The sequence below is a fragment of the Vibrio sp. V15_P4S5T153 genome (assembly GCF_963874485.1).
Taxonomy (GTDB): Bacteria; Pseudomonadota; Gammaproteobacteria; order Enterobacterales; family Vibrionaceae; genus Vibrio; species Vibrio anguillarum.
Genome location: NZ_CAWNHR010000011.1, coordinates 479,627 through 502,162 on the forward strand (window position 1 = coordinate 479,627; position 22,536 = coordinate 502,162).

Below are 22,536 nucleotides of genomic sequence, written 5' to 3' on the forward strand. Positions count from 1 at the left end.
GAGATAAAATGTCATCAATACAAATAAAGGGTATCTCTGTTGGCCCTTCAGACATAATTCAGCCCAACTCTGAATTTATGATAATTTCAAAAATAAACTACGGTAACACGACAAAAAATGCAAAAGCATCAGAAAGAACGCTGCCTGACGGAAGTTACGACTTTCGACTAGTGTTCGGCAAGCATCTTATATCGGTAAGATATGAGAACGATAGTGCATTTTCACAACTAGGGACGGTTTCTGTCAGTAATGAACTGCCTGAAACAATCGACTTAGTCACATTGCTTGCTACATCGTCAACTGACCCTGACCCGGTCCTAGTAACTCAACTTCAACAAATAGCAAAAGAAGCATCGCAAAGCGCAGCTAGCGCTCTATCCAGTGCTAACTATACGCAAGAAATGAAGGAGGATGTTGAGGTATACGCAGGGCAAGTATCGTCTAACGCCCAAACTGTTAGCGAAGATAAGCAGTTAGCACAGCAAGCGGCTCAGACGGCAACGCAGAAAGCGGAGCAGACTGAGCAAGATGCTTTAGCGACGTCACAAGATCGAACGGCAGTATCAGAGTTAGCTCAGCAAGTATCATCTAACGCTCAAACCGTTATCGAAGATAAGCAAGTGGCTCAGACCGCAGCCCAAACAGCAACGCAGAAAGCTGATCAGACTGCGCAAGATGCGCTTGCAACATCACAAGATCGAACAGCAGTTTCCGAGCTAGCGCAGCAAGTGTCTTTAAATGCTCAATCAGCTAGCGAAGATAAACTGCTTGCACAGCAAGCGGCTCAGACAGCAACGCAGAAAGCCGAGCAGACTGAGCAAGATGCGCTTGCAACATCACAAGATCGAACAGTAGTTTCGGCAGCAAAATTGAGCGTTGATGAAAATGCACAGCTTGTCTCAGAGAAATCTATCCTCGTTGAGCAGCTATCATCGCAGACCGAACAAAACGCGCAAGTAGCAACAGAGCAAGCGACGATTGCAACGGAGCAGGCTGCTAAAGCTGAGGATTTAGTAAATGCAGCGACAGGCGGCTCGCTACTCAAAGAAGCCAACTTATCTGACCTAAATTCTACGACAGAAGCTCGCGCTAACTTGAACGTGTACAGCCAGCAGCAAGTAGATACTCGACTCGCAAAGAAAGTCGATGTTCTTGCGCTTGAGACGAACGCAAGCACTTTTACCTACGAAAACGGCAGGCTAATGAAACAGACAATCGAGCACGGTGACGGACAAGAAGTTATCACTTACACGTATGTAAATAACGCATTAACCCAAGATGTCAGTGTAAGAAACGACGTAACTAAGACAACCACTTACACATACACAGACGGACGGTTAGCAAGCATGGGAGTAACAACCGAATGAGCCTAGAGCCAGTAATCTTAAACGAGGTACAGCTAAAGTCGGCTGAAACTCAGGCAAAAATAGATACGCAGACACAGGTTTTAACTACTGATAATGCGACTAAACGTGATGAGATTAACACACATGTAAGCGCAGAATCTGGGCAAACTATTGCAGCTATCAATAGCGAAACTGCAACAAAGTTAGCTGAGCAAACAACTACTTTGCAGCAAACCATAACTGATAGTGAAGCAGTCGTAGCGCTGGCGGTAAGTAAAGAAGCTACCAGAGTTATAGACAGTTTATCCGGCAGTGAAAGTGGTCCAGTGATGATAGGGCAAGGGGTGTTGCTACCTGAATCTGGAGTAGATGCCACATACAATGGTATGAGATTTTTATTGTCTGGGGCTGTGATAGCGAATCCTGCTGGTCAGTTAGCGTCAATAGCCTCCCCCAATCTTAATCAGACAGAAGTAATGCCTCTATCTAGCTTATTGGTTTCGCCTGAGAGAGTTACAGATTTTGCATATGATGAAGCATCTCAATTGGGCGTAGCTATTACTTCTGCTGGTGGGATACTTCTGTCTAAGAATGGTAATGCATATACAAGAAAAGAAATAATTGGGTTTGAATCCACCCCTTTGTCCAGCGTGGTAGTACACAATAATGAGATTCATGTAGCGGGTTATCAAGGTTTATATGCAGTGTCAGTAAATGATGGAGCTACCTTTACAGTTGACAATTCAGTAAAGAATATCTTTGGTACGGGTAATATTTTCGGGTTAACTGTAACCGAAAGTATGATTAGTGTTTTTGGGGCTGGAGGTATATTAGCAGTTAAGCGAGAGGGCGGAAGTAGTTTTACTCAGGTGCTTACTGGCACTACAGCGACACTGAGGCGAGGGTATGCAGAGGGTGGCTCAGCAATTATTGGGACATACGGTGGGGGGTTAATAACCACTTCAAATGCTTTTTTGACAGTAGTTCCTCGTGATATAAGCAGCCATACTAGCTTTGTAAATTGTTACGACATAGTAAGCAAAGAGGATGGTGTTTATCTGTTGTTCACGGGGGCTTCTACTTCTGCGTTTAGTTTACTTTACTACCCAGAGATTGATGCATCAGAAGCACCTGCGGAGGTTTACACTCACTCAGGAGGAGAAGATACGGCAAATGTTCAACATGGTGCAAGCGTTAACGGTGCTATATATGTAGGGGCAAGTGGTAGCGCTGTAGGTAAGTCACCCGTTGTAAGGAAACTGTACACAAACCCTATGCGACTAGTGGCCACGGAAAAAATAACTCCTATAAGTGCCAATGACTATGCGTTATTTGCATTGAAAAGTGTAGATAATCAATTAGTCATTTCTCAAACAGCGAAGACGAGTTCTGTTGTAAATACGGTCGGATTCACTGAGTACACACCTAATTTATATATGAGGTACGAATAATGGGCATTGTTGTAGTAGATAAGAATCTTAGAGAACTACTTAAGTTGGATGTACCTGCAGATATGACAGTGGCAAAAGCTGAGAAGATTTTAGAAATTAAATCTGAAGCGGAACGTAGGATTGGTTTACTGGAATGGCGTTTAGAACGTGCAAAAGAACGCGAAGCTCTTGGTATTGTAGGCTATGAAACAGTTAATGATATTTACCAAGAAAAAGAAAGTATTAGACAGTGGTCTAATCAACTTGAAGTGGAGTTGATGCAACTTGAGTCAATTGATGCAGTGAATGTATTTTCTGTTCGATAAGGCTAAATTGTGCCATGCGGGTGGGGTAATTGCACCCTACCTTTATTGTTGCATGATCTATAAGATGGGGAATTTCATTCCCCAAAATAAAAGCCAAGTCATTGATATGCATAATTTAAAATAACTGCATTTTTGCGATTTATTTACCTTGTTTTTGATGTTTAAGTTATTGAAAATAAATGTTTTTACGCTAATTTATGCAACCTTAATCCCGTCAAGGTGGCTTTTGCATTGTTGGCGCGCGGTGGCAAAAAAAGCTTGTAAATAGTGGCGATCTTTTTCGCTGTGGCGTGTTGCGGCAAATAGTCGACGCCATAAACCTTTCCCTAGTGGCTTGCTGGTAATAAGCCCCTGCCTAGAGAACTCGCTGATGGCCCAATTTGGCAGTGCTGCCACACCTAATCCAGCAGAGACCATTTGTACTAGCATCAAAGTGTTGTCGGCTTGTTTCCACTTCGCGGGTTCAACACTAGCAGGTTGTAGAAAGTGTTTCACCACATCCAAACGCTGCTTTTGTACGGGGTAAGTGAGCATCGTTTGTGAGGCGAGATCCTCTGGTTCAATCACCGATTTTCCTGCAAGTGGGTGAGTTGTAGAGGTGATAAGGCGCATTTCAAAATCAAAGAGTGGTTCGTAATGTACCTCTGAGCGAGGCAAAATATCGGAAGTGATGACCAAATCAAGTTCGCCGGCCAGCAATGCGGGTAACGGTTCAAAGCCAAAGCCGGACGAAAAATCTAACGTCACACTTGGCCAAGCAAGCTGGTATTCGCGCAGCGCTGGCATCAACCATTGAAAGCAAGAGTGGCATTCAATCGCCATGTGTAAGCGCCCATTGACGTCTTCTTTCAAACTGGCCAAGTCATTTTCAGCTCTGGCCAGCTTTGGCAAGATCTCGTCAGCCAGTTTCAGTAGGATCTCTCCTTCTGAGGTAAATTTCACTGGGCGAGTTTTACGTAGAAACAGTGGCCCGCCAATGCGTGTTTCGAGATCTTTAACCTGATGTGAAAGGGCCGATTGCGTCAAATGGAGCGCGGTAGCTGTTGAGGTGAGTGAGCCGCTGTCCCTTAAAGAAACTAAAGTCTTCAGATGCTTAAGTTCAATCATTGCCATTATTTTCCTTCATTCCTTTGAGAGAACGGTGGTTGATACCAATGTCGTGGGTCGCATCAACACGGTGACCATTCTGCTGTTCTGAGCTAAGTTACGCTTTTAATATGGAGCTGTAAACATCTAGACGTCTATTTATCTTGATGTCAATTAAAGCTCTCTGCAATCAACATGAATTTTTTTAATAAACAAGTTGAATAATTGCACCTTGTCTGTGGGTCAGTTTAGATGGATATTCTAGCCATCCAGACATCTTTATCTCATGCGATAAAGAATCAGACACGATCAACAGCAAAAGGACTAGGGACATGACAACGACGACTCACATCTTAGGTTATCCACGCATTGGTGAAAAACGCGAACTGAAATTTGCGTTAGAAAAATATTGGCGTGGCGAAAGCGATCAAGCGCAGTTACTGCAAGTAGGGCATGACATTCGTCAGAAAAACTGGGCTGAGCAGCAACAAGCGGGTCTGAGTTTTTCAACCGTAGGCGATTTCGCTTGGTACGATCACGTACTCACAACCACATTGCTCCTTGGACACGTTCCTAAACGTCATAAAAACGGCTTTCCTGATTTAGATACACTCTTTCGCGTTGGACGTGGTCAATCACAAGCGGGTTGCGGCTGTAGCGGAAGTGCCGCTTCTGATATGACTAAATGGTTTAATACCAATTATCACTACCTTGTGCCGGAGTTCAGCCAAGACGATACGTTCGAAGTCAGCTGGCCTCAACTGTTTGAGGAAGTCAATGAAGCGTCGAAAGCAGGCCACCAAGTTAAGCCTGTACTGCTTGGCCCGCTGAGCTACCTCTACTTGGGTAAAGAGGTCGAAGAGGGATTTGATCGCCTGACCTTACTGCCTCGTTTATTGACCGCTTATCAAGCAATTTTAGCTAAGCTTGCTAAACAAGGAGTGGAATGGGTACAAATCGATGAGCCTATTTTAGCGTTAGAGCTAGAATCAAAGTGGCAAGATGCATTTAAGTTGGCTTATCAAGTGATCGCTGGTGATGTAAAACTGTTACTGACTACTTATTTTGATTCGGTGCTTGATACGCTCGATAAAATCATTGAGCTACCAGTAAATGGATTGCACATCGATCTCTCTGCTTCTGCCGATCAATTGAACGCGGTACTAGAGAAATTGCCAAAAAATTGGGTACTTTCGGCAGGTGTGGTCAATGGTCGCAATGTGTGGCGCGCCGATCTTGCGACGTTATTGGCTCGTTTACAGCCAGTGAAGCAGCAACTGGGGGATCGTCTGTGGATTGCGAGTTCGTGTTCACTCTTGCATAGCCCGGTCGATTTAGATCTTGAGCAGCAGCTCAGTGATGAAGTACAAAGTTGGTTTGCATTTGCCAAACAAAAAGTGACAGAAGTTGCTTTACTTGGTAAGGCACTGGACGGTGATGACGCGGCGATTCTGGCCTGTGAAACTTATAGCCAACCGATACTTGCACGTAAAACGGCAACTCACGTTAATAAACCGCATGTACAGGCGAGAGTCAACAGCATAACGGCGGCACTCTCTGAGCGCAGTGCACCTTATTCAGAGCGCGCTCATCACCAAGCTGAAGTGTTAGGGTTGCCATTTTTGCCAACGACAACCATAGGCTCATTCCCTCAAACGAGTGAGATCCGTCATCAGCGCAGTGCTTACCGTCAAGGTAAACTGGCACACGCTGATTATATCAATGCATTGAAAGGGCACATTGCCGATGCAGTAAAACGTCAAGAGGCACTTGATCTCGATGTGTTAGTGCACGGTGAAGCTGAGCGTAACGACATGGTGGAGTACTTTGCCGAAAACTTAGCCGGTTTCCAGACTACACAATTTGGCTGGGTGCAAAGTTACGGCTCACGCTGCGTAAAACCGGCTATCGTGGTGGCCGATATTGAACGTGAAAAAACGATTACGGTGGAGTGGTCTACTTATGCTCAATCATTGACTGCGAAGCAAATGAAAGGAATGTTGACTGGGCCTGTAACGATTTTATGCTGGACGTTTCCTCGTGAAGATATTTCTCGTCAAACCATCACACAGCAATTGGCTTTCGCTTTGCGTGATGAAGTGGCAGACCTGCAGCAAGCGGGCATTAACATCATCCAAATTGATGAACCTGCGATTCGTGAAGGATTGCCATTGAAGAAGCGTGACCATCAAGCATATCTGGCGTGGGCAGTTGAGGCATTTAAAATTGCGGCGGCGAGTGCAAAACCCGAAACGCAGATCCACACTCACATGTGTTATAGCGAATTTAATGAAATCATTGATTCGGTAGCGGCACTGGATGCTGATGTGATTACGATTGAAACTTCTCGCTCGAATATGGAACTGCTCAAAGCGTTTGAAGAGTTTAACTACCCGAATGAAATTGGCCCAGGTGTGTACGATATTCACTCGCCAAACATTCCCTCTCAAGAGTGGATTGAAGGTTTGTTGCGTAAAGCGGCGGAAAAAATTCCAGCCGATAGATTATGGGTTAACCCTGATTGCGGCTTAAAAACGCGCAATTGGAATGAAGTTGAGGCAGCACTGACCAACTTAGTGTCAGCAGCTAAAGCGCTGCGCAAAGAGCTTAAACCCCAGCAAAGTTAAGCTACATTAATCTTGACAGAGGCCTCAAATGAAGCCTCTGTTTTTTACGAATAAAGTGGTTGATGAGTGGTCATCACTAATAAGGGGAGGACTATTGTGCCGAACAAGTTGCTTTACTAATGAATTGGTCCACAACAAGTTGGCCTCGCGTATTGCGCATTTTAATTCGATAAGTTAAGCCGAGGTCGAGGTTAGCGCGTGTGGTTGAATCCGAGCAGTAGGTATTGATGCTGGTTTTCAACACTTGATCAATCGGCTTTGCTCCTTTTTGACCCTCATTGTAAATCATCATAATTTCCACCGTACTGCCTTTAGCACTGGCACGCATCACGGACAAAGGCCCAAATTCTAAGGGTAACTCAGCGCTAATCACATTCGCGCGATTACTGGCTACGGCTTCCAAATATTTTTGCTGATCACCATTCGAGCTACAACCCACCAGTACCAGCGTTGTAAACAGAGCACAGAGAATGACTTTCATCTTAAAACACTTTCTTGAAGGGTTTAACGATAACATGTTGATACACACCGGCAGCAACATAAGGATCGGCATCGGCCCATGCTTGAGCTTGTCTTAACGAATCAAACTCAGCGATGACTGTTGACCCGGTAAACCCAGCTTCTGCTGGATTCTCCGAATCAATTGCTGGCATTGGCCCTGCGGTTAATAGACGACCTTCATCTTGCAAGGTTTGTAAGCGCTCTAAATGTTGTGGCCGGACACTCATGCGTTTTTCCAACGAGTTTTCTACGTCTTGAGAGAAAATAACGTACCACATATTGATATCCTTATTGTTTGATAATGAAGTCGAGGCCTTACTGTACTGAAACTGGCGCGTATTGAAAGCAACCAAACTGAATTTCTGTGATCAGTTGCTAGGCTTAATCGGTCGAGGGCGGCCATCGGTATCAATGGCGACATAATTGAAGGTTGCTTCACATACTTGGAAACGATCTCCCACGCTGTCGTATTTGATGGGTTTTACCCATACTTCAAGATTGACTGACATTGAAGTGCGGCCAATTTTGGTGCATTCACCATAACAACACACCACATCACCTACCTTGACGGGTTTTTTAAACGTAATGCTAGAAACAGACACAGTGACAACGCGGCCAAATGAGATCTCTTTGGCTAAAATTGCGCCAGCCAAGTCGAGTTGAGACATGATCCAACCGCCGAAAATGTCACCGTTGGCGTTAGTATCTGCTGGCATGGCTAAGGTGCGTAGCAATAATTGGCCTCTTGGGGCACTATTTTCCTGATTCATTTTTCGACATCCACAACAACAAAACAGCGACCAAAGTGGTCGCTGAAAAATAGGGACGGATTATACCAAAGACAGCCTGTTTTGCACTCAAAGAGTCCTCTGAATGAATCCTAGCGAGAAGGTTAGTGCAATCAGTGCTCGTGCGAGGAGGGTTTGCTCTCGGAAACTTGCTTCTCTTTTGGCAGGTGTTTGTAGATAAAAACGCCCGTTAATAAGGTATAAACAAAAGTTGCGGCTAATAAGCCAAATACTTTGAAGTTGACCCAAACATCCAATGGCAGTTGATATGCAATGTAGATGTTTAGTACAGCGCAAACGCTGAAAAAGAAAACCCACGCCCAGTTGATTTTTGCCCATACGTGTTCAGGTAAGGTTAGCTCTTTGCCAAGCATTCCTTTAATGGCTGATTTGCCCATGATGTGGCTGATGGTCAAGCCCAAGGCAAACACAACGTAAACAATGGTGACTTTCCATTTAATGAAATTGTCATCGTGAAAGAAAATCGTCATACCACCGAAGATAGTCACCATCAAAAACGTGATGATCTGCATTTTTTCAACTTTCTTATACAGTGCGTAGGTCAGGGCAATCTGTACCGCACTGGCCACGATAAGTGCCCCTGTGGCGACATAGATGTCGTACATCTTGAAAAGGGCAAAAAAGATGATAAGTGGTATAAAATCAATAAGTTGCTTCATTCGTATTTATGCTTCCGATTTAAACGTTGCGCACAGTCTAACCAAAACCGTGTCAGAGCTAAATAGAAAGAGACAATTCGAAACAAATTAACTAGAAATGGATCAACGTTCCCAGCCGCTGGTTTCAAGTTGTGGTATTGCTCGTTTCATATCTTCTAAATAGCCTTCACTTTTTAAATTGGCGACAGCTATCTGCAATTCTTCATCTGTCATTGAAAAACAGGAATCTTTGCCAGTAATTAAGCCTAGATATTGGTGGTATTCAAATTCACTGAAATGGCCAATCCGATCGATAACCAATTCTCGGATCCCGTGGTGAATCAAACCATAATAAGTATCACGATGAATATCCATTACTCATACTCCAAGTCGATTCGTGCTAACGCCAAAAGTTTGCCGCTGCTATGTGGCACGAAAGAGGTGTCGTTTATTATAGCAATCGCAATGCCAACTTTATCGTCAGTCATAGGGCGCTTTAATGATTAACTTTAGTATGAGAACTGTTTTTTTTGCAAATTGCGATGCAAAAAGAAAGCCGCATAGGATGCGGCTTGTATTGGATCAATGATGCTCTGTGATGAGTTAGGCTTTTTGCTGCTTCAATGAGGCCTCAGTGGCTTCTTCTTCAATCAAAGCATCAACAATAACGGCACACGCGGCATCCCCTGTGATGTTGAGCGCGGTACGGATCATGTCGAAGATACGGTCAAGGGCGAACAGTAGTGGCAAACCTTCAATTGGAATCCCAGCCGCTAGCAAAACGGCCACTACAAGGAAAGAAGGACCAGGAACACCTGCTTGACCGACGGCGCCCAGTGTCGCTGTTACGATGATGGCAATGTAAGCGCCCATCGAGAGATCAATATTGAATAGCTGGGCGAAGAAAATCGCAACTAAACCGTAATAGATGGCGTTGCCAGACATGTTGATGGTGGCACCTAACGGCAGAACAAAGGCGGCAGTTGAGTTGCGTACGCCAAGGTCGTGTTCTACGGTATCCATAGTGACAGGGAGTGTCGCCATTGATGACGCGGTTGAAAGGGCTACGGCTTGAGGCTTTTTCATCGCAAGGATAAATTTCTTAGCCGACGTCTTGGTTAAGACCTGAATCATCAGTGGGTAAGCAATAAAGCCGAAAATTAAAATGGCCGCGACATAAACGACAAACAGCTTAAATACCACCATCAATGCACCAAAACCAAACGTGCCGACGGCTTCAGCCATCAAACCGAATACACCGATAGGCGCGATGATCATCACTTTGTTGATCATCCACACCATGGCATCAACAATAGTGTTTACGCCATTGATGATCGGGTCACGTTTTTCTTTGCTCTGTTTAGAAATGGCAATGCCAAAGAACAAGCAAAAAACAAGGATTTGTAGAATGTTGGCATTATTCAGTGACTGGAAAACGTTGGTTGGGATCATACCCGTAATGGTTGCCCAAAAAGTAGGTAGTTCACCTTTTGCTGCGTATTCGGCAGAAAACATACCTTCAACGCCCGAAATATCGACGCCGATACCCGGTTGGAAGACTTCGCCCATTACCAGTGCCAGCGTCACGGCGAGTGCGGAAGTGACCGCAAAAAAGCTGAGTGTGACAAAACCGACTTTACCCGCCGCGTGGCTATTACCAAGGCCCGCAGCACCGGAAATAAGCGCAACGGCCACCAGTGGGATCACCAGCATCTTAATTAGGTTGATAAAAATGACACCCAGTGGCGAAAAGACGGCCGCATCGTGTCCCATCATGGCACCAACGGCAGTACCAATGATCATTGCAATGACGACTTGCACGCCAATGTTGCTTAACAAACTCTTTTTGTTTAACACTTCCATAACCTCTGTGCTAATTAATTGTAAATTCCTAGTGTTACCCACTACATAAATATCAATCGGTGGATAAATATTTCGACTAGCTTTTTACACGGATATTTTACATTTAGCAATATGGTAACAAGGTAAATTGACAAGATTATTGATAGTTCATTGACATGAAACGTGGTTTTTTCAAAGAGAAAACGTTTGCTATTTGTTTTGTCAATTTAATGAGTGGTTGGTTTGTGTTTTGTGAATGAATTTGGCGAGGCGTAAATGTTAAAAAAAAGATCGATTTCTTGGTTTGACTCAGAAATCGATCAGGTTGGTTTTTGCTGTAAACCAATTTATTTCAACGTCGCTGCTTTCATGCTGGAAACGAAATGGCTGAGAGTCGTTAACATTTCATCTGGCTGATTAAGTCGTTGTTCAATAATTTTCACCACTGCGGATCCCGATATTGCGCCAGCGGCACCGGCGGTGATGGCCTGTTTGACTTGCTCAGGTTCTGATATGCCAAACCCAAGCAATGCGGGTGGGGCATCAAATTGGTTCAGTCTTTCCAACAAGGCATGTACTGGCATATTGGCTTTTGTTTCTGCTCCTGTCACACCGGATCGAGACAGTAGATAAGTATAGCCACGGCCAAGTTTGGCGACCGCGGCTAGGGTCTCATCACTGGCGGTGGGTGGTGCGATGAAAATGGGTTGAATCCCGTATTTGTCTGCCGCCGCGACAAATTCACGGCTTTCATTAGTCGGAACATCGGCGATCAATACTGAATCCACACCTGCATTTTTACAGCGTTGGTAGAAGTTCTCGATGCCGCGTGAATAAACGAGGTTGGCATACATGAGTAGTCCGATAGGCAGGTCAGGATATTGCGCGCGAATTTTGGTTATCAACTCAAAGCAGATATCTGGAGTCGTCCCTGCATCCAGTGCACGAATATTCGCCCCTTGGATGGTTGGGCCATCAGCGAGCGGATCCGAGAAAGGGATACCGAGTTCTAATGCGTCTGCTCCTGCTTCCACTAGCGTTTGCATGATGCGCAGTGATTGCTCTGGATCTGGGTCCCCGATGGTCACAAATGGAACAAACGCACCTTGATTGTTGTCAGCTAAACGCTGAAATAGGGTTTGATAGCGATCCATTACAGCGCTCCTTTCTCTTCTAATAGTTTATGGACGGTGAAAATATCTTTATCGCCGCGACCGGATAGATTCACGACCAATAACTGCTCTTTTTCTGGCTCGGCATACGCCATCTTCACGGCGTAAGCAACCGCATGTGATGATTCCAGCGCGGGAATAATACCTTCGTTACGTGCGATCGATTGGAAAGCATCGAGTGCTTCGTCATCGGTAATGCTTTCGTACTCAGCGCGGCCTGTCGCATAAAGATGAGCGTGCTGAGGGCCAACAGAAGGGAAGTCAAGCCCAGCGGACACCGAGTAAGACTCTTCTACTTGCCCGTTTTCATCTTGCATCAAAGGTGATTTCATGCCGAAGAAAATACCTGTCTTGCCGTGCTTCAATGGCGCGCCATGCTGGTGGGTATGAATGCCTTTTCCTGCTGGCTCAATGCCAATCAAACGGACATTCTTTTCTTCAATAAAGTCAGCAAACATGCCAATCGCGTTCGAACCGCCGCCGACACAAGCAAGCACCGCATCTGGTAAACGACCTTCGCGAGCCAAAATTTGCAGTTTCGTTTCTTCGCCAATCATGCGTTGAAATTCACGGACTATGGTTGGAAATGGGTGAGGACCCGCTGCTGTACCTAATAAATAGTGGGTGGTTTCATAGGTGGCAGACCAGTCACGTAGCGCTTCATTGCACGCATCTTTAAGTGTTGCTGATCCTGAATGAACGGGGATCACTTCTGCGCCCATTAGCTTCATACGAAACACGTTGGGGCTTTGGCGTTCAACATCTTTTGCGCCCATATAAACGCGACATTTTAGCCCCAGTAGTGCGCAGGCCAACGCCGTTGCAACACCATGTTGCCCTGCGCCTGTTTCGGCAATAATTTCATGTTTACCCATACGCTTAGCAAGCAGTGCCTGACCAAGTACTTGGTTGGTTTTGTGTGCGCCACCGTGCAATAAGTCTTCACGTTTTAAGTACAATTTGGTTTTTGTGCCTTTCGTGAGGTTTCGCGTCAAAGTTAGCGCCGTTGGCCGACCTGCATACTCTTGTAGTAACGTCATGAATTCAGCACGAAATTCAGGATCTTCCTGCGCATCAATAAAAGCTTGTTCCAATTGGTCAAGCGCTGGTACTAAAATTTGTGGAACGTATTGACCACCGTATTCGCCAAAATAGGCATCGAGTTTTGCCATGATTCGTATCCTTAGTCTCTGTGTTACTGCTGAGTAATTCAGCGGTAATGAATCTGTTGTTATCCCTTGCTACTTGACCTTGCGGCTGGGTGAGTCACTCGCTTTTCAAGTCAATGGGAATCGATTTAGTGTTAGTACTGCCGAATAGCGTCGAACGCTAGGGTCAGCTTGTGTAAGTCTTTTTTCCCCGGCTCGCTCTCAACACCTGAATTGAGATCGAGCCCTAAACAACCGATGTTTGCTGCTTGCTGAGCATTTTCAGGGGATAAGCCACCCGCCAACATGACATCGTTTACCTCGGTTAGTAATTGCCAGTCAAACCGTTGGCCAGTGCCGCCAGATTGCGTTCCTACTTTGGCATCGAATAAATGACGGTCAATGTGGCGCTCAAGTTTGGTCGGCAGGCAGTCGCTCACGCCATAAGCTTTCCAGATTTCAATCTGGCTAGGTAAGTGAGCTCTCAATTGGTCAACATAGGCTTGATCTTCTTCGCCATGCAGTTGCACCGCAAAGAGTTTTAACGTCGTAGCAATCTGCGTAATGGCTTCAATAGTGTGATTTTGAAACACGCCCACGTAGCGCAGCGGTGCGCCGCTCACCGTCAAACGTGCATTGTCCAAGTCGACATAGCGTTTGGATTGCGGCACAAAAATTAAGCCACCAAACACGGCTCCAGCTTGATAGGCTTTGGCCGCATCGTCAGCGTGAGTTAAGCCGCACACTTTGTTTTCGCCGAGCGTCACTTTGCGTACCGCTAGCTCTAAATTTTCTTCGGCCATTAACGAGCTGCCGATTAAAAATCCGTTGGCGTATTGCGAAAGTTCACGCACTTGTTGGTGAGTATAAATGCCAGACTCAGAGATGATCACGGTTCCTTCTGGGAGTAAAGGTGCCAGCTGTTTAGTGCGATTTAGATCGGTTGAGAGATCGCGCAAGTTGCGGTTATTAATGCCAATAACTTTCGCTTGCAGGGCGACTGCCCGGTGCAGCTCTTCCTCATTGCTCACTTCGGTTAAAATACCCATACCCAGTTGGTGAGCCACATTGGCTAGCGTTTGATAGTGTTGATCATCAAGGACGGACAGCATCAATAAAATGGCATCTGCACTGTAGTGACGAGCCAAATAAACCTGATAAACATCAACCATAAAGTCTTTGCAAATCACAGGTTGGCTTACTTGCGCGCGAACGCGTGGCAGAAATTCGAGGTTGCCTTGGAAATATTTTTCATCAGTCAAAACTGAAATGGCGTCTGCATATTGATGGTAAACCGAGGCGATATAATCCAAATCAAAATCTTGGCGAATGAGCCCTTTGGAAGGTGACGCTTTTTTACACTCCAAAATAAAAGCGGTTTTACCCGTATTTAACGCATCATAAAATGAGCGATCCGATGCGGTTAATAAATGTTCGAAGCTGCCTAATGGTTGCTGCGTTTTACGCTGCTCGACCCATTCATATTTGTCATTGACGATTTTGGCCAACACTTCAGCCATTTGAGTATGCTGGGTTGAAATGTGGTCAGAAAGTTGCTCAGGCATGGGGCTTAACCTCTTTGTGCCAGTTGTTGGACGAGCTGATAGGCTTTGCCCGAGTTCATTACACTAATAGCCTGTTGTGTATTGGCTTTGAGATCTTCTTGGCCAAAAAGACGCAGCAGCAGCGCCACATTAACAGCGACGGCAGCCAGTTGCGCTGGCGTGCCTTTCCCTGTCAGCAGGTTGGTGATAATGGCGCGATTCTCCGCAGGCTCACCACCTTGAATGGCTTCAAGTGGATAGCTTTCAACACCAAAATCTTTAGGTGTTAAGGTGTATTCGATGATGTGTCCATCACGAATTTCAGCCACTAAGGTTTCACCATGAATCGCCACTTCATCTAAACCACTGCCATGAACGACCGCTGCACGTTTCAATCCCATTTGTAACATGGTTTGGGCAATAGGCAGAACCAGTTCTTTACTGTAAACACCCATCAGTTCAATGTTGGGGCGAGCAGGGTTAATTAGCGGTCCTAATATATTGAAGATAGTGCGCGTTTTCATGGTTTGGCGCACGGGCATCGCATGACGCACGCCACCATGATATTGCGGCGCAAATAGGAAAGCGACGCCCAAATCATCGATGGCTTGGCGAGTATTTTCAGCGCTCATCGCAAGGTTAATACCAAATGAATCCAGTAGATCAGAAGAGCCTGATTTGCTCGATACTCCACGATTACCATGTTTGGCAATTTTTACGCCACAGGCAGCAGCAACAAATGCTGCGGTGGTTGAAATATTAAAAGTATTTGAGCCATCACCACCAGTGCCGACTATGTCTGCAAAATCATAGTCTGGCCTTGGAAACGGGGCCGCGTTAGCCAATAATGCTTTGGCTGCGCCAGCAATTTCATCGGGTGTTTCACCTTTGATTTTCAGTGCCGTCAATACCGCTGCCATCAAAATAGAGTCGAGTTCACCACGGATGATGACATCAAACAGTTGCTGGCTTTCTGCTTGCGAGAGCGACTGCTGCGCGTAAAGTTTATTAATGATGTTTTCCATAAAATATCCCTATAAATCCGTTAGTGGGTGCTTTTTTCTAAAGCCCAATCGATCGCATTGGCAAGCAATGCTGCGCCATGAGTAGTCATGATGGACTCTGGATGAAATTGAAAGCCGCACACTTTATCTTGCTCTTGCACCACGGACATCACGAGCCCATCAACCTCAGCCGTGATGGTTAAACTATCTGGAACCTCAGTAGCCACTAGGGAATGATAACGAGCAATGGCTAGTGGTGACGGTAGCTGTTGGTAAATACGGTGATGTTGGTGTTCCATCATCGAGATTTTTCCATGGATAATTTCGCCAGCACCCGCGACAGTGCCGCCGTAAGCTTCAACAATCGCTTGGTGACCTAAACAGATGCCAATGATCGGCACTTTGCCCTTAAGGCGTTGGATTAATTGTGGCATGCATCCCGCGTCTGCGGGCGCGCCCGGTCCGGGGGAGAGTAGCAGCAGCGGTTCATCCAATTGAAAGACCGCTTGTTCAATGCTCTGTGCGGCGATGTTGTTGCGATAAACTGTCACCGTATGGCCGAGTGAGCGGAATTGATCAACAAGGTTGTAGGTAAAGGAATCAAAGTTATCGATAAAAATAATGTTGGCCATGTCTGCTACTCCTGATGCGCGGCTTGAATTGCAGAGATCACGGCTTGTGCTTTACCACGTGTCTCGTCGGCTTCCGATTGAGGGTCTGAATCATAAACGACCCCAGCGCCCGCTTGAACTTGCGCAATACCCTGTTCGACATAAGCCGAGCGGATCACAATGCAAGTATCTAAATCGCCTTCCCCGGTAAGATAGCCTACCGCGCCACCGTAACTGCCACGGCGGGCTTTTTCCACGTTACGGATAAGCTGCATGGCGCGAATCTTCGGCGCACCAGTGAGTGTGCCCATATTCATGCACGCTTGGTAAGCGTGCAGTGCATCGAGATCGCTTCGGAGTTGACCCACCACGCGAGAAACCAAATGCATGACGTGACTGTAGCGATCCACTTTCAATAAATCAGCGACGTGGCGCGTTCCTGCTTGTGCAATACGTGCGACATCGTTGCGCGCAAGGTCGACTAACATCATGTGTTCAGCGTTCTCTTTTTTGTCGCAACGTAGTTCAAGTTCAATGCGGCTATCTAAATCAAAATCAATTGAACCATCGGTGCGTTTACCACGGCGGCGAGTCCCTGCGATAGGGTAAATCTCAATCTGGTTGGTTTCGGTGGCGTATTTCAATGCGCTTTCAGGAGAAGCGCCAAACAGAGTAAAGCGTTCGTCTTGCATATAAAACATGTAAGGGCTTGGATTGCTCTCTTTTAGTTTTTTATAAGCAGCAAGTGGTGAAGGGCAAGGCAGGGTAAATCGGCGAGAAGGCACCACCTGAAAAACATCGCCTTTCACGACAAATTCTTTTAACGCTTTAACGGTCTTGCAAAACTCTTGGTCAGAAATATTCGTTGTCACGCTTACGTTAGCTACGGTTTTGGCTTGCGGTAGTAATTTGGGTGCGGCACATTGCTGCGCGATCTCTTGTAAACGAGTAATTAATGTTTCGCGCATTGTTGGCGTGGGGTTAAAAACGCTGGCTTGCAACTGACAATGCTCAGTTTTATGGTCAATCACTAACAAGGTTTCCGCGATATAAAAAACGTAGTCTGGACACTGATTAGTCGTATCGGCATTTCCTAGCGGTTCGAAGTTGGCCACCAAATCGTAGGCAAATAAACCGCCTAGAAAGAGGGCATGTTTATCGTGATGACGAAGATCGAAACTGTGCTGCACGAGACGTAGTGCATCAAAAGAAGAGGCTTCGCGTAGGCGAGAATCTTCGTCTAGCGTGTCGTATGGTGCTTGAAATTGAAGTGTTAAGGTATTTTGTTGTAACTGATGTTCAATATCCGCTTTAATATTACGCTGTAGATGTTCGATGAGCTGTTGACCATTGTCTGTCAATGCGTGAAAAGTGACAACGTGACCAAAGCAAGTGATGCGCACGGCTGCATCAACCAATAATAGACTTTTGAGATCCTGTTTTGAGTCGATCTCGGCGGATTCTAATAGCAAACAATCTGTTTTTGACTCACATAGCGTATGAAATAGACGTGTTGGATCTTGGGTATAAGGCACGGACATATTGATTACGTCAATTTGGCCTAAGTTTTTAATTTCAATGGTCTTATTCACAAGACCTCCTTGATGAATTTTAATGTTCCTGTCGTCCATACTCGCATAATCCTCTTAGAGACCCAATCTTCACTTTGGGGGTTTCGCTGTTTTATTGCGCAATGTAATGTGAGCTATTCGACAAAATAAAAAGCCCGCTCATTGAGGCGGGCTTTGTGAATTCGTGTTCTATTTTAAAAGTACACGGTTGCCCACCAAGAACTTGTCCAAGTGTGCCACCAATTGAGCTCAGATGAAGCTGCGCTTAAATTGTGATTATGGTTTTGGTTAAATTCTTGTAACATGGTCAACCTCAAATACGTGCCTTGCATTTGTGTACTAGTTAACTAGTGCGATAGTAAAAAGTCAAGCCTAAAAGATGGCCAAAATAAAATTATGAGAATTGATCTACATAGCCACACCACTTCTTCAGATGGCAGGTTATCGCCGCAAGCCTTAATCGATAGAGCGCTAAGCTTTGATATTGAGGTATTGGCGATCACTGATCACGATACGACTGATGCATTAACTATTGCTCATGACTATATTAATCAGCAACAATTACCCATCACCTTGATCGATGGCATCGAGATTTCTACGGTTTGGCAAAATAAAGATATTCATATTGTTGGGCTCAACATCGACTCAAACGCTCAAGCTCTGCAGCAGTTAATTGAGCAGCAAAAGGCACATCGTGTGCAGCGCGCACAATTGATTGCACAACGATTGCAAAAAGTGACACGTGAAGGGGTGTTAGAAGAGGTGCAAGCCATCGCCGGAGAGGCACCGATTACTCGTGCGCATTTCGCAAAATGGCTGGTTGAACAGGGTTTTGCGAAGAACATGCAGCAGGTGTTCAAAAAGTTTCTTACCCGCGATAATCCCGGGTATGTACCACCAAGTTGGTGCTCGATGACAGATGCCGTTGAAGCAATACATGCCGCTGGTGGCCAAGCGGTATTAGCGCATCCTGGACGATATGACTTGACGACCAAGTGGCTCAAGCGCTTAATAACGGCGTTTGTAGAAGCGGGTGGTGACGCTATGGAAGTGGCACAGCCACAACAAGCGCCACAAGAAAGACGTAATTTGGCCGATTATGCCATACAATACAATCTATTAGCTTCTCAAGGCAGTGACTTTCATTACCCCTCACCTTGGATGGAACTGGGGCGAAATCTTTGGTTGCCTTCTGGCGTCGATCCTGTCTGGAAAGATTGGGGTTTAAGCCCTGTAGATAGACTCAATAATGAGGAATTACAATGAGCCAGTTTTTTTACGTTCATCCAGAAAACCCGCAGACTCGCTTGATTACTCAAGCGGTTGCCATTATCCGCAATGGTGGAGTTGTTGTGTACCCAACGGATTCTGGTTATGCACTAGGCTGCCAACTAGAAAATAAACAAGCATTAGAGCGTATTTGCCAAATTCGCCGCCTTGATGATAAGCATAATTTTACCTTGCTGTGCCGTGATTTGTCAGAGCTCTCTTTTTATGCGCGTGTGGATAATACCGCTTTTCGCTTGCTCAAGAATAATACACCTGGCCCTTATACCTTTATTTTTAAAGGGACCAAAGAAGTGCCACGTCGGTTGATGAATGCGAAGCGTAAGACGATCGGTATCCGCGTGCCTAATAACCGTATTGCACTTGATTTACTTGAAGCGTTAGGTGAACCGCTAATGTCCACTTCACTTATTTTGCCCGGCAACACCCATACAGAATCGGATCCAGAAGAGATTCGGGATCGCCTTGAGCACGCCGTGGATGTCATTTTAAACGGGGGTTATTTAGGTGAACAGCCGACGACAGTGATTGATTTCAGTGAAGATGATATGGTGGTTGCTCGCGTGGGAGCGGGCGATCCAACACCTTTTGAATAGCTTTTGAGTAGGCCATCAAAACGAGTGCTTTTTGGCGTAGAATTTGAGATACTATGCGGCCGCGATTTTGGGGTCGCATTTTTTCATTCGACGTCTGTGAAGACGACACATAGGTAGATAAATGAGCGAAAAGTTACAAAAAGTTTTAGCACGAGCTGGTCATGGTTCTCGTCGTGAGTTAGAAGCTTTGATTAGAGCAGGACGTGTCAGTGTTAATGGCAAGGTAGCTATGTTAGGCGAGCGTCTAGAAGATGATAACGCGGTTGTGCGTATTGATGGACATGCTGTTTCCGTTAAAGCGCCAGAAGAGGTTATTTGCCGAGTGCTTGCTTACTACAAACCGGAAGGTGAGCTTTGTACCCGTCATGATCCAGAAGGCCGTCGGACGGTATTTGATCGTCTACCTAAAATTCGTGGTTCGCGTTGGATTTCAGTTGGCCGCTTAGATGCCAACACCTCAGGCTTACTTCTCTTTACTACCGATGGTGAATTGGCTAATCGCCTTATGCACCCAAGCCGTCAAGTAGAACGCGAATATTTAGTGCGTGTTTTTGGCGAAGTGAACGAACAGAAAGTGCGTAACCTCGTTAAGGGGGTTGAGCTAGAAGATGGTTTGGCACGCTTTGAAGATATCGTTTACGCTGGTGGTGAAGGTATGAACCATACTTTCTACGTCGCGATTAACGAAGGCCGTAATCGCGAAGTTCGTCGTCTTTGGGAATCTCAAGATACCACAGTGAGCCGTTTGAAACGCGTTCGTTATGGCGAGATCTATTTGGACAAAAAACTGCCACGCGGCGGTTGGATGGAACTGGATCTTAAAGATGTAAACTATTTACGTGAATTGGTTGAACTGCGTCCTGAAAAAGAGACGATGCTAGATTTGAGCAAAGACAACACTTCACGTACTCGTGAGCGTGCGCGTAGCCAAAAAATTCGCCGTGCCGTTAAGCGCCATGAAGAGCGCGTAACGACGACTGGCAAGCCTAAAAGTCGTACGACCAATGGTACAACGACGAATGGTAAAAAAACTAACGGTACGACAACCAATGGTACAACGACTGGCCGTCGCAAGCCTGCTTCAAGTACCCGTAACAGTGGTGCCGATGGTAGCCGCGGCACTGGTCGGCCTCAAACTGGTAAAGTGAAAGCGCCACGTCGATAAGCGAAACTTTCTCGTTGCCTGTTAATTGATATTAAAATCCCGAGCTAAGCTCGGGATTTTTTCGTTTAAGAGATTGATAATAAACTAAAAATTAAAACAATAGAGTTGGTATTGAGCACTTGTGCATGATTGACATCCCTATGTTCATATTTTCTGGTATTAAGTGAGTAGAGTGAAGAAACAGGCTACATGTGGCATGTATGGTTGACTAAATTTTAGTGATGCTACAATGTTACGATCATAAGCGGGTACATTTGGAGTCAGTTAAACATGGATAGAGCAGGCATCTCAGCCGTTAAAGTGGCACTTATCTACGCAACATTTGCCGTGCTCTGGATATTATTCTCGGATATGACAGTCGAATTATTGCTAGATAACGCCCAGTTGCGCGCTCTCGCTCAAACCTATAAGGGGTTGATGTTTGTCATTATTACCGCCTTACTTTTGCTCATGTTGGTGCTTAGAGGGAATCGCTTACTAGAAAAAGCCAATGATATGGACAGCCTCACTGGGCTGCACAGCCTTAGTATGTTTGTGCGTACTCTCAATATAACGATCAAAAAATTAAAGTCTAATGAGCGATTTATTCTTTGTTACCTTGATGTCGACGATTTTAAAAGTATCAACGAAACTCTGGGGTTTGAGCGTGCAGATGCATTTTTGCAGGATTTAGCTCACGATATTAACGAAATGGCTTTGCCCGGCTCATTAGTATCGCGCTTACATGCCGATCAGTTTGCCAGTTTTGTAAAGTTGAGTGACGCTGTAGATATGGATTCTCATGTTCGGAGCGTCCAACGTCTGTATACCCATCGGGCCAAGCAACACAATATTGAAACAACTTGCTGCATAGGTGTTGCCATTTACCCAGCCGATGGTATCAGTGCCAGAGAACTGATGGTTTCCGCGACTGAGGCTCTTAATGTTGCAAAGAAACAAAAGAATGCCATTCAGTATCATGACAAAACATTAACAGAAAAAGCGATGCAGCGCCGGCAAATGGTCCTCGACCTGCGCTTAGCGATCGACGACGATAGCTTAACGGTTGTATATCAACCTAAATATGACCTAAAAACATTAACAGTCAACGGTGTCGAAGTACTGATTCGTTGGAACCATCCTGTTAAAGGCGCTATCCCGCCGGATGTTTTTATCCCACTAGCCGAGGACAATGGCTTGACGGGCGCTATCTCCAAATTTGTGGTTGGAAAAGTATCGCAGGAGCTGGGGCGTTCAGGAATATTGGGGACACAAATTAAACACGTTGCTGTTAATGTCTCCGCGACTGAGTTCAATAATGCTGATGAGATGTATGAACTCACGCGATTTATTCAGCAGCATGAGAATTTGAACTCATACATACGCATTGAAATTACGGAAACAGCAACGCTTACCGATATGAAAAAGAGTGTTGAAATTATTTCTAATCTGCAATCTAACGGGATTACTTTTTCCATCGATGATTTTGGCACGGGTTATACGTCACTTGCCATGCTCAAAGATCTTACTGTAGATGAAATCAAAATTGACCGCAGTTTCGTCTCTGAAGTAGAACATGATGATCGTTCAAGAACGATAGTGAATGCCATTATTGCTATGGCGCAAAGTTTTGACATCAATATTGTGGCAGAAGGCGTAGAGACAGCCAACCAATTGAAAATTTTGCAGACAATGGGCTGTCAACAAGTGCAGGGCTACTACCTAGGACACCCAATGCCAGTGGAAGATCTTATTAACCATCTATCTTTGAATATTAATTAAAAATCTCACCTATAAAATGAGTAGTACGCTCAGTACTTATTAAGCTGATGAGGTACGTATTTAGCGAGTTTG

22 protein-coding genes and 1 other annotated feature are annotated in these 22,536 nt (G+C 45.3%); of the genes, 8 read left to right on the plus strand and 14 right to left on the minus strand.

Annotation, left to right across the window (positions count from 1 at the left end; genetic code table 11):
* Positions 1 to 8: 8 nt before the first annotated feature.
* From AACT42_RS04135 to AACT42_RS04145, 3 genes are read left to right on the plus strand one after another with little or no spacing between them, the layout of a single operon-like run.
* Positions 9 to 1,367 carry a hypothetical protein gene (locus AACT42_RS04135; protein ID WP_094133594.1) on the plus strand — a complete coding sequence of 453 codons (1,359 nt, stop codon included), beginning with the start codon at positions 9 to 11 and terminating at the stop codon, positions 1,365 to 1,367.
* Positions 1,364 to 2,797: a hypothetical protein gene (locus AACT42_RS04140; protein ID WP_094133593.1), complete on the plus strand. Its 1,434-nt coding sequence runs from the start codon at positions 1,364 to 1,366 to the stop codon at positions 2,795 to 2,797. Before AACT42_RS04135 ends, AACT42_RS04140 begins: the two co-directional genes overlap by 4 nt.
* Positions 2,797 to 3,102, plus strand: a complete 306-nt coding sequence (locus AACT42_RS04145; RefSeq protein ID WP_094133592.1) for a hypothetical protein — start codon at positions 2,797 to 2,799, stop codon at positions 3,100 to 3,102. Before AACT42_RS04140 ends, AACT42_RS04145 begins: the two co-directional genes overlap by 1 nt.
* Before the next feature lie 195 nt (positions 3,103 to 3,297).
* Here the strand turns inward: AACT42_RS04145 and metR are convergent, their stop codons facing one another.
* Positions 3,298 to 4,209, minus strand: a complete 912-nt coding sequence (gene metR, locus AACT42_RS04150) for an HTH-type transcriptional regulator MetR (RefSeq protein ID WP_094167896.1) — start codon at positions 4,207 to 4,209, stop codon at positions 3,298 to 3,300.
* 311 nt (positions 4,210 to 4,520) lie between these two features.
* Here metR and metE point away from each other — a divergent pair, with 311 nt between their 5' ends.
* Positions 4,521 to 6,815 carry a 5-methyltetrahydropteroyltriglutamate--homocysteine S-methyltransferase gene (metE, locus tag AACT42_RS04155; RefSeq protein ID WP_094133428.1) on the plus strand — a complete coding sequence of 765 codons (2,295 nt, stop codon included), beginning with the start codon at positions 4,521 to 4,523 and terminating at the stop codon, positions 6,813 to 6,815.
* Positions 6,816 to 6,906: 91 nt separating this feature from the next.
* Here metE and AACT42_RS04160 read toward each other — a convergent pair whose 3' ends face one another.
* From AACT42_RS04160 to AACT42_RS04220, 13 genes are all read right to left on the minus strand, one after another.
* Positions 6,907 to 7,296 (minus strand): GspS/AspS pilotin family protein, encoded by a 390-nt coding sequence (locus AACT42_RS04160; protein ID WP_017047758.1) that lies wholly within the window; start codon positions 7,294 to 7,296, stop codon positions 6,907 to 6,909.
* Position 7,297: 1 nt separating this feature from the next.
* Entirely contained in the window at positions 7,298 to 7,594 is a 297-nt protein-coding gene (locus AACT42_RS04165; protein ID WP_013857153.1) for a YciI family protein, read from the minus strand.
* Positions 7,595 to 7,684: 90 nt separating this feature from the next.
* The gene (gene yciA, locus AACT42_RS04170) at positions 7,685 to 8,086 is read right to left on the minus strand and encodes an acyl-CoA thioester hydrolase YciA (RefSeq protein ID WP_013857152.1); all 402 of its coding nucleotides are present in this window, start codon (positions 8,084 to 8,086) and stop codon (positions 7,685 to 7,687) included.
* Between the two features lie 131 nt (positions 8,087 to 8,217).
* Positions 8,218 to 8,784, minus strand: coding sequence for a septation protein A (locus AACT42_RS04175; RefSeq protein ID WP_017042013.1), 567 nt, complete (start codon positions 8,782 to 8,784; stop codon positions 8,218 to 8,220).
* 102 nt (positions 8,785 to 8,886) lie between these two features.
* On the minus strand, positions 8,887 to 9,138 hold the full coding sequence (locus AACT42_RS04180; protein ID WP_017044617.1) for a hypothetical protein: 252 nt from the start codon (positions 9,136 to 9,138) through the stop codon (positions 8,887 to 8,889).
* Positions 9,139 to 9,366: 228 nt separating this feature from the next.
* Entirely contained in the window at positions 9,367 to 10,626 is a 1,260-nt protein-coding gene (locus tag AACT42_RS04185; RefSeq protein ID WP_038171785.1) for a dicarboxylate/amino acid:cation symporter, read from the minus strand.
* A gap of 326 nt (positions 10,627 to 10,952) precedes the next feature.
* Positions 10,953 to 11,759 carry a tryptophan synthase subunit alpha gene (gene trpA, locus AACT42_RS04190; RefSeq protein WP_017047754.1) on the minus strand — a complete coding sequence of 269 codons (807 nt, stop codon included), beginning with the start codon at positions 11,757 to 11,759 and terminating at the stop codon, positions 10,953 to 10,955.
* Entirely contained in the window at positions 11,759 to 12,949 is a 1,191-nt protein-coding gene (gene trpB / locus AACT42_RS04195) for a tryptophan synthase subunit beta (protein ID WP_013857145.1), read from the minus strand. The genes trpA and trpB overlap by 1 nt, the downstream gene beginning before the upstream one ends.
* 131 nt (positions 12,950 to 13,080) lie before the next feature.
* Positions 13,081 to 14,490, minus strand: a complete 1,410-nt coding sequence (gene trpCF, locus AACT42_RS04200; RefSeq protein WP_094131768.1) for a bifunctional indole-3-glycerol-phosphate synthase TrpC/phosphoribosylanthranilate isomerase TrpF — start codon at positions 14,488 to 14,490, stop codon at positions 13,081 to 13,083.
* Positions 14,491 to 14,495: 5 nt separating this feature from the next.
* Positions 14,496 to 15,494: an anthranilate phosphoribosyltransferase gene (gene trpD / locus AACT42_RS04205; RefSeq protein ID WP_013857143.1), complete on the minus strand. Its 999-nt coding sequence runs from the start codon at positions 15,492 to 15,494 to the stop codon at positions 14,496 to 14,498.
* Between the two features lie 20 nt (positions 15,495 to 15,514).
* On the minus strand, positions 15,515 to 16,105 hold the full coding sequence (locus AACT42_RS04210; RefSeq protein ID WP_013857142.1) for an aminodeoxychorismate/anthranilate synthase component II: 591 nt from the start codon (positions 16,103 to 16,105) through the stop codon (positions 15,515 to 15,517).
* Positions 16,106 to 16,110: 5 nt separating this feature from the next.
* Positions 16,111 to 17,676: an anthranilate synthase component 1 gene (locus tag AACT42_RS04215; protein WP_094131767.1), complete on the minus strand. Its 1,566-nt coding sequence runs from the start codon at positions 17,674 to 17,676 to the stop codon at positions 16,111 to 16,113.
* A gap of 124 nt (positions 17,677 to 17,800) precedes the next feature.
* Positions 17,801 to 17,903 (minus strand) — a sequence feature (Trp leader region).
* Positions 17,850 to 17,987: a hypothetical protein gene (locus tag AACT42_RS04220; protein ID WP_010318233.1), complete on the minus strand. Its 138-nt coding sequence runs from the start codon at positions 17,985 to 17,987 to the stop codon at positions 17,850 to 17,852. It overlaps the preceding feature by 54 nt.
* A gap of 64 nt (positions 17,988 to 18,051) precedes the next feature.
* Here AACT42_RS04220 and rnm point away from each other — a divergent pair, with 64 nt between their 5' ends.
* The 4 genes from rnm (at position 18,052) to AACT42_RS04240 (ending at position 22,464) form a co-directional block, all read left to right on the plus strand.
* Positions 18,052 to 18,921: an RNase RNM gene (rnm, locus tag AACT42_RS04225; RefSeq protein ID WP_017042022.1), complete on the plus strand. Its 870-nt coding sequence runs from the start codon at positions 18,052 to 18,054 to the stop codon at positions 18,919 to 18,921.
* Positions 18,918 to 19,538 (plus strand): L-threonylcarbamoyladenylate synthase, encoded by a 621-nt coding sequence (locus AACT42_RS04230; RefSeq protein WP_094124084.1) that lies wholly within the window; start codon positions 18,918 to 18,920, stop codon positions 19,536 to 19,538. The genes rnm and AACT42_RS04230 overlap by 4 nt, the downstream gene beginning before the upstream one ends.
* Before the next feature lie 121 nt (positions 19,539 to 19,659).
* Positions 19,660 to 20,703 carry a 23S rRNA pseudouridine(2605) synthase RluB gene (gene rluB / locus AACT42_RS04235; RefSeq protein WP_081244903.1) on the plus strand — a complete coding sequence of 348 codons (1,044 nt, stop codon included), beginning with the start codon at positions 19,660 to 19,662 and terminating at the stop codon, positions 20,701 to 20,703.
* A gap of 270 nt (positions 20,704 to 20,973) precedes the next feature.
* Positions 20,974 to 22,464 (plus strand): putative bifunctional diguanylate cyclase/phosphodiesterase, encoded by a 1,491-nt coding sequence (locus AACT42_RS04240; protein WP_094124102.1) that lies wholly within the window; start codon positions 20,974 to 20,976, stop codon positions 22,462 to 22,464.
* The last annotated feature ends 72 nt before the right edge of the window (positions 22,465 to 22,536 follow it).

What these genes read in the sequence shown, in the direction of transcription:
- AACT42_RS04185 (WP_038171785.1), bottom strand. Translation starts at nt 10,626, where the DNA reads ATGGAAGTGTTAAACAAAAAGAGTTTGTTAAGCAACATTGGCGTGCAA.
- AACT42_RS04180 (WP_017044617.1), bottom strand. Translation starts at nt 9,138, where the DNA reads ATGGATATTCATCGTGATACTTATTATGGTTTGATTCACCACGGGATC.
- AACT42_RS04160 (WP_017047758.1), bottom strand. Translation starts at nt 7,296, where the DNA reads ATGAAAGTCATTCTCTGTGCTCTGTTTACAACGCTGGTACTGGTGGGT.
- rluB (WP_081244903.1), top strand. Translation starts at nt 19,660, where the DNA reads ATGAGCGAAAAGTTACAAAAAGTTTTAGCACGAGCTGGTCATGGTTCT.
- AACT42_RS04145 (WP_094133592.1), top strand. Translation starts at nt 2,797, where the DNA reads ATGGGCATTGTTGTAGTAGATAAGAATCTTAGAGAACTACTTAAGTTG.
- trpCF (WP_094131768.1), bottom strand. Translation starts at nt 14,490, where the DNA reads ATGCCTGAGCAACTTTCTGACCACATTTCAACCCAGCATACTCAAATG.
- metR (WP_094167896.1), bottom strand. Translation starts at nt 4,209, where the DNA reads ATGATTGAACTTAAGCATCTGAAGACTTTAGTTTCTTTAAGGGACAGC.
- AACT42_RS04230 (WP_094124084.1), top strand. Translation starts at nt 18,918, where the DNA reads ATGAGCCAGTTTTTTTACGTTCATCCAGAAAACCCGCAGACTCGCTTG.
- AACT42_RS04135 (WP_094133594.1), top strand. Translation starts at nt 9, where the DNA reads ATGTCATCAATACAAATAAAGGGTATCTCTGTTGGCCCTTCAGACATA.
- trpD (WP_013857143.1), bottom strand. Translation starts at nt 15,494, where the DNA reads ATGGAAAACATCATTAATAAACTTTACGCGCAGCAGTCGCTCTCGCAA.
- AACT42_RS04140 (WP_094133593.1), top strand. Translation starts at nt 1,364, where the DNA reads ATGAGCCTAGAGCCAGTAATCTTAAACGAGGTACAGCTAAAGTCGGCT.
- AACT42_RS04240 (WP_094124102.1), top strand. Translation starts at nt 20,974, where the DNA reads ATGGATAGAGCAGGCATCTCAGCCGTTAAAGTGGCACTTATCTACGCA.
- trpA (WP_017047754.1), bottom strand. Translation starts at nt 11,759, where the DNA reads ATGGATCGCTATCAAACCCTATTTCAGCGTTTAGCTGACAACAATCAA.
- metE (WP_094133428.1), top strand. Translation starts at nt 4,521, where the DNA reads ATGACAACGACGACTCACATCTTAGGTTATCCACGCATTGGTGAAAAA.
- rnm (WP_017042022.1), top strand. Translation starts at nt 18,052, where the DNA reads ATGAGAATTGATCTACATAGCCACACCACTTCTTCAGATGGCAGGTTA.
- AACT42_RS04165 (WP_013857153.1), bottom strand. Translation starts at nt 7,594, where the DNA reads ATGTGGTACGTTATTTTCTCTCAAGACGTAGAAAACTCGTTGGAAAAA.
- AACT42_RS04220 (WP_010318233.1), bottom strand. Translation starts at nt 17,987, where the DNA reads ATGCAAGGCACGTATTTGAGGTTGACCATGTTACAAGAATTTAACCAA.
- AACT42_RS04175 (WP_017042013.1), bottom strand. Translation starts at nt 8,784, where the DNA reads ATGAAGCAACTTATTGATTTTATACCACTTATCATCTTTTTTGCCCTT.
- yciA (WP_013857152.1), bottom strand. Translation starts at nt 8,086, where the DNA reads ATGAATCAGGAAAATAGTGCCCCAAGAGGCCAATTATTGCTACGCACC.
- trpB (WP_013857145.1), bottom strand. Translation starts at nt 12,949, where the DNA reads ATGGCAAAACTCGATGCCTATTTTGGCGAATACGGTGGTCAATACGTT.
- AACT42_RS04210 (WP_013857142.1), bottom strand. Translation starts at nt 16,105, where the DNA reads ATGGCCAACATTATTTTTATCGATAACTTTGATTCCTTTACCTACAAC.